The sequence below is a fragment of the Herbiconiux ginsengi genome, assembly GCF_900107435.1.
In the GTDB taxonomy this organism is placed as follows: domain Bacteria; phylum Actinomycetota; class Actinomycetes; order Actinomycetales; family Microbacteriaceae; genus Herbiconiux; species Herbiconiux ginsengi.
The window spans coordinates 262,262-275,019 of sequence record NZ_FNPZ01000001.1 but is presented as its reverse complement, the minus strand read 5'-3'; the positions used below and the strand labels follow the sequence as shown (position 1 = coordinate 275,019).

Genomic DNA, 12,758 nt, shown 5'->3' with positions numbered 1-12,758 from the left:
GAGCGGGGCGTCGTTCCCGGTGAGGGCGCTTCGGCGTGCGACCGCAAGCGGATCGGACGACCGCTCCGAATACCTGGCGACACCCCAAGGGCAGGAGCCATCGCATGCGCGCACCGACACCTACGCGAGCACGACCGCACGGATCGAAACGGGCTGTGTTCGCCGCCTTCGCCGCTCTCGCCGGGGTGGTGAGCGCGGCCGCTCTGCTCGCCGTGGCGGAAGTCGTCGCCCTCCTCCTCGCGCATGACGGCAGCCCGGTGCTCGCCGTCGGCTCGTTCGTGATCGATATCGTGCCGCGCTGGGCGAAGGAATTCGCCATCGAGACCTTCGGCGCGAACGACAAGCTCTTCCTGCTCGGCTCGATCGGCCTCGCCGTCGTGGTGGCCGCCGCCGTCGCCGGTGTGCTGCAGTGGATCCGGCCCCCACTCGGCGCGGTGCTGATCGCGCTCGCGGGAGCGCTTGCCGTGATCGCGATCGTGACGCGCACCGGCGCGACGCCTCTCGCATCCGTTCCCACCGTTCTCGGCACCGTGATCGGCGTCGTGCTGCTGAGCGTGCTGGTGAAGCGATTGCGGCGGTGGCGAGAGGCGGTCGCTCCGGATGCGCCGGCGCCTGTCGGACAGGCGGCCGGAACCTCCGACGGGGTCGGCCGGAGTGGGCCATCCGATGATCCGGCCGCGGAAGGAGCCGCCGGCACGGCCGACACGGCCGGCGACAGCGACGAGGCCCGGCCGGGCCACGTCGCAGTCGATCGCCGCCGCTTCCTTGCGATGACCGTGATCGTGGCCGTCGGCTCGGCCGTGGTGGGCGCCGGATCGCGCATCGTCTCGGCGGCCACCTCGTCGCTCGCGGGCCTCCGCGAGGCCCTGAAGATTCCTGCCGCCCGCAGCCGTGTCGAGGTGCCCGCCGGTGCCGAGCTCGACGTACCCGGCCTCTCCTCGCTCTACACCTCGAACGCCGACTTCTACCGCGTCGACACCGCGCTCACGGTGCCCTCCATCGATCCGGCCACCTGGAGCCTCACGGTCGTCGGGCTCGTCGACACGGAGCTGACGCTCTCGTTCCAGGACGTGCTCGATCTCGGGCTCGACGAGTACTCGATCACCCTGACCTGCGTCTCGAACGAGGTCGGCGGCGAGCTGCTCGGCACGGCGAAGTGGCTGGGGGTGCCGATCCGCGACGTGCTGGCGAAGGCCGGCCCGCAATCGGGCGCCGACATGGTGCTGTCGAAGAGCATCGACGGATTCACCGCCGGAACCCCGCTCGGAGCGTTGACCGACGACGGCATCGACGCCATCTTCGCGGTGGCCATGAACGGCGAACCGCTTCCGTTCGAGCACGGTTTCCCGGTGCGGATGGTGGTGCCGGGCCTCTACGGCTACGTCTCCGCCACGAAGTGGGTGACCGAACTGAAGGTCACCACGTTCGAGGCCGACGAGGCGTACTGGACGCCCCGCGGCTACTCCGCCGAGGCGCCCGTCAAGATGTCGTCCCGGATCGACACGCCGCGTATCGGCAAGCCGGCGGCGGCAGGACCGCTCAAGATCGCCGGCGTCGCGTGGGCGCAGACGGTCGGCATCGGCAAGGTCGAGGTGTCGATCGACGACGGTGAGTGGCGGCCGGCGACTCTCTCGACCGCGGTGAACGCCGACACCTGGGTGCAGTGGGTGGTGGACTGGGAGGCCACGACGGGCGCGCACTACGTGGCTGTGCGGGCGACCGACAAGCGTGGCAACCTGCAGATCCAGGAGCGGGCGCCGATTGCGCCGAACGGATCGAGCGGGTGGCAGCGCACCTTGATCACCGTGGCGTGATGGACGCCCCGCCGCGGTCGGTGAGCCTTTCGGCCAGACGACGAGGACGCGTCAGGAGATCGGTTGCGGATAGACCGGGATGCCGGCCGCGATCGCGACCTCGCGGTAGGCCACGGCCAGCGAGTCGACCGACTCGTGGGCGTTGAGCCCGCTGGGGTTCGGCACCACCCAGAGCTCCGCGCCGGCGAGGGTCTCCGGTTGACGGCCGACGACTGCGTGGGGGCGGGAGAAGGCGATCCGGTAGGCCGTGATTCCGAGCATCGCGACGACGGCAGGCCGCAGTTCGGCGACCCGCGATTCGAGCGCGGCAGCGCCCTCGAGGAGTTGCCGGGTGCTGAGTTCGTCGGCCCGGGCGGTCGCTCCCGCGACGAGACTCGTGAGACCGACGCCGCGGGCGATCAGGTGTTCGCGGTCGCCGGGCTGGAAGCCCTCGGATGCGTCGATCACGTGATCGAGGATCCCGGCTCGGTAGAGCGCCGCGTAGAACCGATTTCCCCGGCGGCTGAACGGGGCCTGCACGGCCGCCGTGTGCAGACCGGGATTGATTCCGACGATGAGCAGCCGCAGGCCGTCGCCCCGCACATCGGGCACCGGCTTTCCTCGGTAGGACTCCAGTTCGGCGCGCGTGAAACCCATGGCAGAAGGCTATGCCACGCGCGCCGGGACGTGATTCTGTGAACAACCTGTGATCGCGTGCCATGTCGCGACCGTGGGAACTTTCCGGGCAGAACGGATGTTCTACTCAATGACCGCCGCAGCCAGTGGTGCGAATCCAAGGAGATCTCACGTGACACAGGAGTACCGCAAGACCCCCGAGGCGTTGTCCCGCCTCACCCCTCAGCAGTATCGAGTGACCCAGGAGGACGTCACCGAGCCGGCGTTCCGCAACCAGTACTGGGACAACAAGAACGCCGGAATCTACGTCGACGTCGTATCGGGGGAGCCGTTGTTCGCCTCCGTCGACAAGTTCGACAGCGGCTCGGGCTGGCCGAGCTTCACCGTTCCGATCGACCCCGCCAATGTGGTGGAGAAGACCGACCGCAGTTGGGGCATGAAGCGCACCGAGGTGCGTTCGGCCAATGGTGACAGCCACCTGGGCCACGTCTTCGACGACGGCCCGCGCGAGGCCGGTGGCCTCCGCTACTGCATCAACTCCGCCGCTCTGCGGTTCGTCGCCCTGGAGAATCTTGAGTCCGAGGGCTACGGCGACTACCTCACCCTGTTCGACACGAAGGAGAACGCACGATGACCACGACCGAGAAGGCCATCCTGGCCGGTGGATGTTTCTGGGGCATGGAGGACTTGATCCGTAAGCGCACCGGCGTGCTCGACACCCGTGTGGGCTACACCGGTGGCGACACCCCGAACGCCACCTATCGCAATCACGGGAGCCATGCCGAGGCGATCGAGATCACCTACGACCCCGAGAAGACGAGCTACCGCGATCTGCTGGAGTTCTTCTTCCAGATCCATGACCCGTCGACCAAGAATCGTCAGGGTAACGACGTCGGCACCAGCTACCGTTCCGCGATCTACTACGAGAACGACGAGCAGCACCGCGTGGCCGAGGACACCATCGCGGATGTCGACGCCTCCGGTCTCTGGCCGGGCAAGGTCGTCACCGAGGTCGCCCCCGCCGGCGCCTTCTGGGAGGCGGAGCCGGAGCACCAGGACTACCTCGAGCGCTACCCCAACGGCTACACCTGCCACTACGTGCGGCCGGGCTGGAAGCTGCCCCGCCGCGAGCAGCCAGCGAGCCTGTAGCCGACGGTGCCACTGACCGTCGCGCGAGCCACTCGCGCCACGGCCACGGGCGAACACCCATCAACGGGCGTGGAGACCACCACCGGTCTCCACGCCCGTTGTCGTTCATCCGCCGCCGTCTCGTCTCAGTCGACGGCCGATGCGACGACCGGCGAGATCCGGGTCGCACGCCGGGTCGGCGTGATCGAGGCGGCCACGGTCAGGAGCGCAGCCGCGGCGACCACGGTGCCGATGAGCCAGAGCGGGAGCACCGGAACGATCAGCCCCGGGCCTCCGTACATCGAGCCGAGCAGCGACTGCGCCCCGGCCCAGCCGTAGAACGTGCCGAGCGCGAGCCCCACGAGCACGGCCGCGACCGTGAGCTGAGCGCTCTCCGCCACCACCATCACGCGCAGCTGACTGTTCGTGAAGCCGAGAGCACGCAGCAGCCCCAGCTCACGCGTTCTCTGCAGAACGCTCAACGACAGGTTGTTCACCATCCCGACCGCGGCGATGAGGGCGCTGAAACCGAGCAGGGCGGAGAAGACCCCCACGGTCACGGTGACCAGCTGCTCCGTGCCCGCGTAAACCTCCGGTTCGGCCAAGCGGGCTTGGGTGAGGATCTCCTGGTAGCTCCCCGCCGCGACGGCGAAGGTCGTCACCAACGTCACGCCGATGACCAACCCGATCATGGTGCGCGAGCTGCGCTCCGGATACCTCATGGCGTTCTCCGCGGCCAGCCGCGACGCTGCTCCCCGGCCGAGTGCCTTGCCCACCAGCCGCAACGCCGGAGGCAGGAAGAACGGAGCGCCGAGCACCAGCCCGGAGAAGGAGAGGATGCCGCCGACGAGCCCGGGCAGTACGCCGAGGGGTGTGGCGAAACCCGCCACGATGCCCAGAGCGAGCAGGCCGAGGCCGATGGCGATCAGAGTGATCGCGGTGGCGTTGCGGCCGCGCCTCCCGGCTACGACTTCGTGGCGCATCTCCTGAGCGCCTCCGGTGGCCTGGATGGGTGACACGTCGAGCACGCGGCGCGACCCGATCCACGACGCGAGCCAGGTGGTGAGCACCACGGCCAGGAGGGGGAGAGCGATCACGGGCGGCAGGTAGCCGTAGGCGAGGTCGGGCACGAAATCGGTCGCCACGGCGAGGGAGATCAGCGCGAAGGTCACCGCGGTGCCCACCACGAAGCCGAGCACGCTGCCGGCGACGCCGACGAGGAGGCCCTCGCGGGCGACAGCGCGGCGCTGACTCGATGCCGTCGCCCCGATCAGTCGCATCAACGCGATCGTGCGGGTGCGTCCGGCGATGATCGTGGCGAAGGTGTTCGCCGTGACGATGGCGCCGACGTAGACGGCGATGACGATGAAGACGCCGCCGACCAGCGAGAGCATGAAGGCGACCATCCCGCTCTCGGACATGCCCGGCGCCGAGGAGATCATCGTGGCGAGCGCCCCGGTCACCTGCAGCAGCGAGACTCCGAAGGCGGCGCTGAGTGTGGCCACCAGGATGCTCGGCGCGTGTTCACGCATCCTGATGCTCACAGCACGCCTTCCATTCCGAGCATGAACTGGCTGATCTCGGCCGCTGTCGATCGGCCGCGGTCTTCGACGATGCGACCGTCTGCGAGGAAGACGATGCGCTCCGCGAAGCTCGCCGCCACCGGATCGTGCGTGACCATCGCGATGCTCTGGCCGTAGGCCGACGCGGCGGTCGCGAGCAGCGTGAGCACCTCGCGACCGGTGCGGGAATCGAGGTTGCCGGTGGGCTCGTCGGCGAAGACCAGATCGGGACGGGAGCCGAGCGCGCGCACGATGGCCACCCGCTGCTGCTGGCCGCCGGAGAGCTCATGAGGCCGGTGGCGGAGCCGCGGACGAAGGCCCAGGGTGTCGATCAGGTGATCGATCCAGACGCGCTCCTCGGCCGTCGGCACCCGCCCGTCGAGTTCGAACGGCAGCAGGATGTTGCCTTCGACGTCGAGGGTCGGAACGAGATTGAACGACTGGAACACGAAGCCCACCCGCCGACGGCGGAGCTTGGTGAGCTCGGTGTCACCGAGCGAGGTGATCTCGGTGTCGCCGATCCAGACCCGGCCGGAGGTGGACGCGTCGAGGCCCGCCATGATGTGCATCAACGTCGACTTGCCGGAGCCGCTCGGACCCATGATGGCCGTGAACTGACCGCGCCGGATGCCGACCGATACGTCGTCGAGCGCCGTGACCATCGTCGAGCCGCCGCCGTACGACTTCGTGAGCTGAGTGACCCTCGCGACGAGGCCGATATCTCCTGGGCTGATTTCCATGACGTCGACGCTACGGAAGGGTGCACGGCTGCGCGTCACTCCGCAGGACGACAGAGATACATCCCGAGGATGACGTCTACCCCGACGCGGTCGGGCGGAGGAGACCGTGCGTCACGGCGAAGAGCACCAATTGCACTCGGTCGCGCAGTTCGAGTTTGTTCAAGATGCGGCTGACGTGCGTCTTGACGGTGGCCTCGCTGACGAATTCCGCCCGCGCGATCTCGGTGTTCGACAGCCCGCTCGCGACGAGCAGGAAGATCTCCCGTTCGCGGGCGGTCAGTCGTCGGTAGACGTCCGAGGGTGGCATCCGAGGTCCGCCTTCGGCCAGACCTGGAGCCCGGAGCGCACCGGACTCCTCCGCGAAATGCTCGAACAGGTCGCGAGTCGCCGCCGGCGCGATCACGGCGTTGCCGGCGTGCACGGTGCGGATCGAGGCCAGCAGGAATTCCGGATGGGCGTCTTTGAGCAGGAAGCCGCTCGCACCCGCCTGGATCGCGCGCAGAGTGGAGGAGTCCTGGGCGAAGGTGGTCAGCACCACGACGCGAGCGGTCGCCGGGTCTGCCGCCACGATGCGTCGGGTGGCCTCGATCCCGTCGAGCACGGGCATCCGCAGATCCATCAGCACCACGTCGGGGCGGGTCTGCTCCACCATCACCACGCCCTCGGCGCCGTCGCCGGCCTCGCCCACGAACTCGAGATCGGGCTGCGACGAGACGATCTGCCGGATGCCCGCGCGGAACAGCGGCTGGTCGTCGACCAGTGCGACCCGGATCGTGCTCATGCGGGGCGCGCCGTCACGTCGAGCACAGGGATCGTCGCCGTCACCACGAACTCGCCGGCCACCTGCTCGGCGTCGAACGTTCCGCCCACCAGGGCGGCTCGCTCGCGCATTCCCGCGATGCCGTGCCCGGTCCCGGCCCCGGGCACGCGAGGCAGAGCATGACCCTGTCCGGCGACCCCTGCCGGCTGCGCGGCCATCCTGCTCGACACCCGGAGACCGAGCGCTTGCGGCCGCCAGGAGAGGCTCACGGTGGCTCCCGCCCCGGGCTCGCCGTGACGCATCGCGTTCGTGAGGGCCTCCTGCACGATCCGGTAGACGGCGAGCTGGCTGCCCGCGGGCAGAGCGCCCGGCGTTCCGCTCTGCACAACCTCGACCGGAAGGCCGGATGCGCCGATCTGGTCGTAGAGCTGCTGCAGGTCGCCGAGCGTGGGCTGCGGAGCCGTGGGCTCGTCGTGGCGGAGTTCGCCGAGGAGCACCCGCACGTCGGCCAAGGCGCTGCGGGCCGTCGAGGAGATGGTGCTGAGGGCCGATTCCGCGGCGCCTGGATCGGACGCCATCGCATAGCGGGCGCCATCGGCCTGGGCGATCACGACGGCGAGCGAGTGGGCGACGACGTCGTGCATGTCGCGGGCGATGCGGTTGCGCTCCTGCTCGACGGCGACGTTGTGCTCGGCGATGGTCTGCAGCAGCCGGCTCTCCCGGGCGGCGCTCCAGGTCTTCGCGAGCAGCCCCAGCGTCCAGCTCAGGACGAGGGCCGCGACGGCGGCGAACAGATAGGCGAGGAAGGTCACGGCGAGGCTCGGCACCGTGGGGGGTTCGACCGGGCCGAGCAGCGCGCTGAAGTAGACCCCGAGAGTGAGGTAGAGCGATGCCGCGAGGGCGCCTGCGCCGGCCGACGCGAGTCCGGCCCACTTGACGACCCGGCCGCCGTAACGAGCGGTGGAATACAGCACCGGCAGGATGGCGAGGTTCGCGACGTCGGGCTGCAACGACGACGCCATCTGCACGATCGCGAAGACCCACGCCGTGCCGAGCGCCAGCGCGGGACTCGCGCGTCGCAGCGCCAGCGCCAGACCCATGCCCATGATCACCACCACGAGCGCGACGCCGGGAGAGCCGAGTGGCACGCGCAGGCCCACGCACAGCACGGCGAGACCGATGTCGAAGCCGAGCTGATAGGGCTTCAGAGGGCGGAACATCCCTCCACGGTAGACGCCCCGGAGGCCGGATCCGAGCGGATCGGGACGATCATCGCAATCGAACGGCAGAGATCATCCTCGCGATGTACGCGAACGGCCGGCGCCGGGAAGTCAAGCGGTTCCGGGCCGCTTCCGGGTTCGGTTAGCATCAAGGGAGAGCGGGGGGCGGCCCTTTATCCCGGTTGCGCTCCCCGCTCACTTCTGAACGTACTCCGGTCCGTGCGTGGCAGCCGTCGAGGTGTCCGGCGCGATCTCGCCGTCGACGCACCGATGCCGCTACCGGTCTGCGTTCGGGCGCGTCAGGGTCGTGAAGCGATAGCGCAGCCCCGTGCGGGACTCCAGCCATCCGGACGCCGGCGTGACGGTGCGCTCCCAGCCGTCACCGATCGTGGGAGCGACCGTGTCGCCCTCGATGGCGAGGTCGACCTCGGTGATCTCCAGGCGACGGGCCAGAGCGAGCGCCTGCAGGTAGATGTCACCGCCGCCCATCACCCAGACCGTCTCGGTGCCTGCTTGGCCGACCGCTCCGGCCAGGGCCTCCTCCACCGAGTGCGCGACCTCGGCGCCGGGTGCCTCCCATCCGGCCTGGCGTGTGACGACCACGTTGCGGCGGCCCGGCAGCGGCCGGAACCGCTCGGGCAGCGACTCCCAGGTGCGGCGGCCCATCACGACGGTGCTCCCGCTCGTGAGCTGGCGGAACCGGGCCAGATCTTCGGGCAGGTGCCAGGGGATGCCTCCGCCCTGACCGATGACACCGCCCTTCGCCTCCGCCCAGATGAGAGCGACGCTCATACGGCGACAGCTGCGCGGATCGCGGGGTGGTGCACGTAGTCGACGACGTCGAGGTCGTCGTACTCGTAGTCGAAGACGCTGTCGCGATCGCGCACGATCCGCAGGGTCGGCGCGGGATAGGGCGTGCGCTCCAGTTGCAGCTTCACCTGTTCGACATGGTTGTCGTAGATGTGGCAGTCGCCACCGGTCCAGACGAAGTCGCCGACCTCCAGCCCCGTCTGGGCCGCGATCAGATGCGTCAGCAATGCGTAGCTCGCGATGTTGAAGGGCACACCGAGAAACAGGTCGGCGCTGCGTTGGTAGAGCTGGCAGGAGAGCTTGCCGTCTGCCACGTAGAACTGGAAGAGCGCGTGACACGGCGCCAGAGCCATCTGCGGGATCTCGGCCACGTTCCAGGCCGAGACGATCATGCGTCGCGAATCCGGGTCGGTGCGGATGGTCTCGACGACGTGGGAGATCTGGTCGATGTGTTCTCCGGTCGGTGTGGGCCACGAGCGCCACTGCACGCCGTAGACCGGGCCGAGCTCGCCCTCGGCGTCGGCCCACTCGTTCCAGATCGAGACGCCGTTCTCCTGGAGCCAGCGCACGTTGCTCTCGCCGCGGAGGAACCAGAGCAGCTCGTAGGCCACCGATTTGAAATGCACCCGCTTCGTGGTGATGAGGGGGAACCCCTCGGAGAGATCGAAACGGAGTTGCCGCCCGAAGACGCTCCGCGTGCCGGTACCCGTGCGGTCGGACTTCGGCGCGCCCTGCTCCAGGGTCTCGCGGAGGAGGTCTTCGTACGGCGTCGCGATCGTCATCACACCGAGCGTAGAGGGAATTCGCTCCATCGGCGAGATGCGCGCCGCGCGAGGACGCGTAGCCTGGGATCGACGAAAGGCGGTCGACCGTGAAGCGGATCAACATCCTGTACGACGGAAAGCAGTACTCGGTCTCGGGTCGAGACGTCGACGAGGTCAAAGAGGAGATCCGCGCCGCCGTCGAGTCGGCCGTGCCGACCTGGCTCGAGGTGAACGTCGGTGAGGGCAAGTACAAGCGTGCCGACATCCTGCTCTCCCCGGGCATCGCGGTGGCCGTCATCGGCATCGACGCCGACGACTGACGCGCTCGATGGACGTCGAGCCGCTTTCGCGGAATGCGCCGCCCCTCGCGGGCGGCCCGCTGCACGAACAGGACTGGCAGTCACTCACCTTTCTGCATTGGCGGGTCGATCCGGCAACGGTCGCCCCGCACCTGCCGCCCGGCACGCGCCCCGATCTCTTCGACGGTTCGGCGTGGGTGGGTCTCATCCCCTTTCGTCTCGCGAACGCCACGGCGCCCGGCGCACGAGCGCTCGGCCCGGTTCCTTATGCCGGCACCTTTCCGGAGATCAACGTGCGGCTCTACTCCGTCGACGACTCGGGCCGGCGCGGCGTCGTCTTCGTCTCGCTCGAGTCGTCGCGGCTCGCGGCCGTGACGGCAGCACACGTGCTCTTCGGGCTCCCGTATCGCTGGGCGCGGATGAGCATCACGACCGGCGGCGACGGAACCATCAGCTATCGCTCCGAGCGTCTCGGCGACAGCGGGTTCGGCGGTTCGCCCGGTCCGCACAGCCGAGTGGATGCGCGACCCGGCACCCAGGATCGATCGAACGACGAACTCGCCGTGTTTCTCACCGCCCGCTGGGGCCTTCACATCGCCCGTGGTGGCAGCACCCGATTCATCCCGAACGAACACGAGCCCTGGCGGATCGTGGACGCCGAGCTGTGCTTTCTCGACGACGAGCTGCTCGCTGCCGGAGGTTTCCCGGGCCTCGCCGAGCGCCCGCCCGATTCGGTGCTGTTCTCTCCGGGAGTGCACACGGCTTTCGGCCGGGCACTCGGCGGCGCTCGCCGATAGGCGAGCGAGGATAATGTCGAGGTGACTACCACCATCCCCGATCTCGGACTGCTGCTCGATGTCGACGGCCCGATCGCGAGCCCTCTCACCCGGAGCATCGCGATCCCGTCGATCGCCACCGATCTCGTGGCACTGGCCAACGCCGGGGTGCCGATCGTGTTCAACACCGGGAGATCCGACCGATCGCTGCAGCGGGGTGTCATCGGGCACCTGCTGGGTGGTGGTCTGGGTGACCACGCCTGGGTCTTCGGCGTGTGCGAGAAGGGTGCGGTGTGGTTTCGCATCCTCCCCACCGGTATCGGCGATCTGTCCATCGATGAGACCCTCGTTCCTCCCACTGATCTGGCGCGCGCGGTCGACGACCTCGTTGCGGCGCGCTACTCCGATTCGATGTTCTTCGACGACACGAAGCGCACCATGATCTCGGTCGAGCAGCGCACCGACGTCGACTCCCACGACTATCTCGCGAAGCAGCCCGAGTTCGACCGGTCGGTGCTGGATCTGTGCAGGACTTTCGATCTCGGCGTGATGTGGAGGAGTGGATCCTTCCCGGCGAGCGACGGCCAGGTGCTCTACCGGATCGATCCCTCGATCATCGCTACCGACGTCGAATCGATCCGTGTGGGCAAGGACCTCGGTGCCGAGCGCGCTCTCGCCCTCCTCGCGGGAACGGGTCACGTGCCCCGCACCTGGCGCACCATGGGCGACTCCCGCAGCGACTACGCGATGGCGGATTGGTTGCACGCCCAGGGATACGACGTCGCACACATCGACGTGCGGCCCTCCGAAGGAGTGCCGCAGAAGGAGTACCCGGTTCTGCCTGCCGAGGGCGACGCGACGAACGACGCCGTCGGCGCGGTCTTCCTCCGGCGGTGGGCACGCTCGATCATCGACGGCATCTCTCCCGACGGCCCCGCCTGAGTCGGCTCAACCCCGCCGGATGACGGCGGTGCGCCCCGACACCGCGCGCAGCAGATCGGCGGGCGCCAGCTCGAGGTCGAACCCCCGCCGACCGCCCGAGACGAAGATGGTCTCGTACTCCAGCGCACTCCCGTCGAGCACCGTCGGCAAGGGGGTCTTCTGGCCCACCGGACTGATGCCGCCCACGACGTAGCCGCTCTTGCGCTCGGCCAGCGCCTTGTCGGCCATCGCCGCCCGTTTCGCGCCGAGCTCGGCCGCGAGGGCCTTTACGTCGAGCTGGTCGCGAACCGAGACGATGCCGATGCCGAGTCCCGCGTCCGTGTCGACCATCAGGGTCTTGAACACCCGCTCAGGCGGGACGCCGAGCTCTCGAGCCGCTTCCGCGCCGAAATCGGTGACCGCGGAGTCGTGCACGTAGACGTGCCCCGTGAACGGGATGCCCGCAGACCGCAGCGCGACCGTGGCCGCCGTCGTTGGAACGGCGCCGCCATCCGCTCCGCGTGCCTTCTTCGCCATCCGCGCCCCGTCAGTCGGCCGGAACCTGATCGGCCGGATCGAGCGGCAGCACGTCGCGCAGGAACGCCGACACATCGGCCAGCTCCTGCGGCGAGATCCCGTGTCCGACGCCCGGGTACAGCCGTGCGGTCACCATGAAGTGACCGGGTGCCCAGGCGCTCGTGCGGTCGATGCCGGATGCGGCGATCACCGGATCGGCCTCGTCGCGCCCCCAGAACAGCGGTGGCCGACGCGCGGCCAGGTCGGCATCGCCCGAGAGCGTTCCCGACGCGCTGAAGCCCGAGAGGTTCACGGCTGCTGCGAAACGGTGCGGAGCCAACCGCATCAGGTGGATCGACATCGCACCACCCTGCGAGAAGCCGAGCCCGGCGATGGCAGGCGGCGCCCCGAAGGTGGCCTCCACACGGTCGAGCCAGGCGAGCACGGCGTGACCGGCAGCGTCGATCGTCTCGATGGACGGGTTCGCGGGCTCGCCCGGCGGAAACCAGGTCCAGCCGCCGATCCCGTACGGCGCTCCCGGCAGCGGTGCGCGCACCGAGGCATACACGACGCCCTCGGGCAGCAGCGGGAAGAGCGATGCCAGATCGTTCTCGTGCGACCCCCGCCCGTGCATCACGACCACGAGCGGCTCGCTCGCGAGGCGCTCGGAGATCTCCTCGCCCGGCACCGACCACACCACGGCATCGTCGTCCAAGGTCAGGTTCCCGGATGCGTTCGCTTCGCTCACCCTGCGAATCTAACAGGCCCTGGTTCTGCCTATCCTGCGCCGGTAGTGTTCCGGGCATGGAGCATCCGAAGCTCTTCGAACCCGG

At 69.0% G+C, this 12,758-nt stretch carries 15 protein-coding genes; 6 read left to right on the top strand and 9 right to left on the bottom strand.

From position 1 onward, the window contains the following. Window positions 1-104: 104 nt before the first annotated feature. A complete protein-coding gene (locus BLW00_RS01335) occupies window positions 105-1,814 on the top strand; it encodes a molybdopterin-dependent oxidoreductase (protein WP_092548088.1) in 1,710 nt (569 codons plus the stop codon). A 51-nt stretch (window positions 1,815-1,865) separates the two neighbouring features. On the opposite strand, the gene BLW00_RS01330 is transcribed toward BLW00_RS01335, so the two are convergent. Further along, window positions 1,866-2,450, bottom strand: coding sequence for a mismatch-specific DNA-glycosylase (locus BLW00_RS01330; RefSeq protein WP_092548085.1), 585 nt, complete (start codon window positions 2,448-2,450; stop codon window positions 1,866-1,868). Between the two features lie 151 nt (window positions 2,451-2,601). Here BLW00_RS01330 and msrB point away from each other — a divergent pair, with 151 nt between their 5' ends. Together msrB and msrA are read left to right on the top strand one after the other, a co-directional pair. Then, the gene (gene msrB, locus BLW00_RS01325) at window positions 2,602-3,063 is read left to right on the top strand and encodes a peptide-methionine (R)-S-oxide reductase MsrB (RefSeq protein WP_092548082.1); all 462 of its coding nucleotides are present in this window, start codon (window positions 2,602-2,604) and stop codon (window positions 3,061-3,063) included. Continuing rightward, window positions 3,060-3,578 carry a peptide-methionine (S)-S-oxide reductase MsrA gene (msrA, locus tag BLW00_RS01320; protein ID WP_092548079.1) on the top strand — a complete coding sequence of 173 codons (519 nt, stop codon included), beginning with the start codon at window positions 3,060-3,062 and terminating at the stop codon, window positions 3,576-3,578. The genes msrB and msrA overlap by 4 nt, the downstream gene beginning before the upstream one ends. A gap of 125 nt (window positions 3,579-3,703) precedes the next feature. Here the strand turns inward: msrA and BLW00_RS01315 are convergent, their stop codons facing one another. The 6 genes from BLW00_RS01315 to BLW00_RS01290 form a co-directional block, all read right to left on the bottom strand. Next, the gene (locus tag BLW00_RS01315; RefSeq protein WP_092551777.1) at window positions 3,704-5,089 is read right to left on the bottom strand and encodes an ABC transporter permease; all 1,386 of its coding nucleotides are present in this window, start codon (window positions 5,087-5,089) and stop codon (window positions 3,704-3,706) included. 8 nt (window positions 5,090-5,097) lie between these two features. Continuing rightward, window positions 5,098-5,859, bottom strand: a complete 762-nt coding sequence (locus tag BLW00_RS01310) for an ABC transporter ATP-binding protein (protein ID WP_092548076.1) — start codon at window positions 5,857-5,859, stop codon at window positions 5,098-5,100. A gap of 76 nt (window positions 5,860-5,935) precedes the next feature. Next, complete coding sequence (locus tag BLW00_RS01305; protein ID WP_092548073.1) at window positions 5,936-6,640, bottom strand: response regulator; 705 nt, start codon at window positions 6,638-6,640, stop codon at window positions 5,936-5,938. After that, entirely contained in the window at window positions 6,637-7,839 is a 1,203-nt protein-coding gene (locus BLW00_RS01300) for a sensor histidine kinase (RefSeq protein WP_092548070.1), read from the bottom strand. The genes BLW00_RS01305 and BLW00_RS01300 overlap by 4 nt, the downstream gene beginning before the upstream one ends. A gap of 276 nt (window positions 7,840-8,115) precedes the next feature. Next, entirely contained in the window at window positions 8,116-8,631 is a 516-nt protein-coding gene (locus tag BLW00_RS01295) for a dihydrofolate reductase (protein WP_092548067.1), read from the bottom strand. Next, window positions 8,628-9,431 (bottom strand): thymidylate synthase, encoded by an 804-nt coding sequence (locus BLW00_RS01290; protein ID WP_092548064.1) that lies wholly within the window; start codon window positions 9,429-9,431, stop codon window positions 8,628-8,630. The genes BLW00_RS01295 and BLW00_RS01290 overlap by 4 nt, the downstream gene beginning before the upstream one ends. An 89-nt stretch (window positions 9,432-9,520) precedes the next feature. On the opposite strand from BLW00_RS01290, the gene BLW00_RS01285 reads away from it, so the two are divergent. From BLW00_RS01285 to BLW00_RS01275, 3 genes are read left to right on the top strand one after another with little or no spacing between them, the layout of a single operon-like run. After that, entirely contained in the window at window positions 9,521-9,733 is a 213-nt protein-coding gene (locus BLW00_RS01285; protein WP_092548061.1) for a hypothetical protein, read from the top strand. Between the two features lie 8 nt (window positions 9,734-9,741). Beyond that, window positions 9,742-10,509, top strand: a complete 768-nt coding sequence (locus BLW00_RS01280; protein ID WP_092548058.1) for a YqjF family protein — start codon at window positions 9,742-9,744, stop codon at window positions 10,507-10,509. 21 nt (window positions 10,510-10,530) lie between these two features. Further along, complete coding sequence (locus tag BLW00_RS01275; protein WP_092548055.1) at window positions 10,531-11,430, top strand: hypothetical protein; 900 nt, start codon at window positions 10,531-10,533, stop codon at window positions 11,428-11,430. Between the two features lie 6 nt (window positions 11,431-11,436). On the opposite strand, the gene ybaK is transcribed toward BLW00_RS01275, so the two are convergent. Together ybaK and BLW00_RS01265 are read right to left on the bottom strand one after the other, a co-directional pair. Then, window positions 11,437-11,946: a Cys-tRNA(Pro) deacylase gene (ybaK, locus tag BLW00_RS01270; protein ID WP_092548053.1), complete on the bottom strand. Its 510-nt coding sequence runs from the start codon at window positions 11,944-11,946 to the stop codon at window positions 11,437-11,439. Between the two features lie 10 nt (window positions 11,947-11,956). Further along, the gene (locus tag BLW00_RS01265; protein WP_245741177.1) at window positions 11,957-12,673 is read right to left on the bottom strand and encodes an alpha/beta hydrolase; all 717 of its coding nucleotides are present in this window, start codon (window positions 12,671-12,673) and stop codon (window positions 11,957-11,959) included. Window positions 12,674-12,758: the final 85 nt, after the last annotated feature.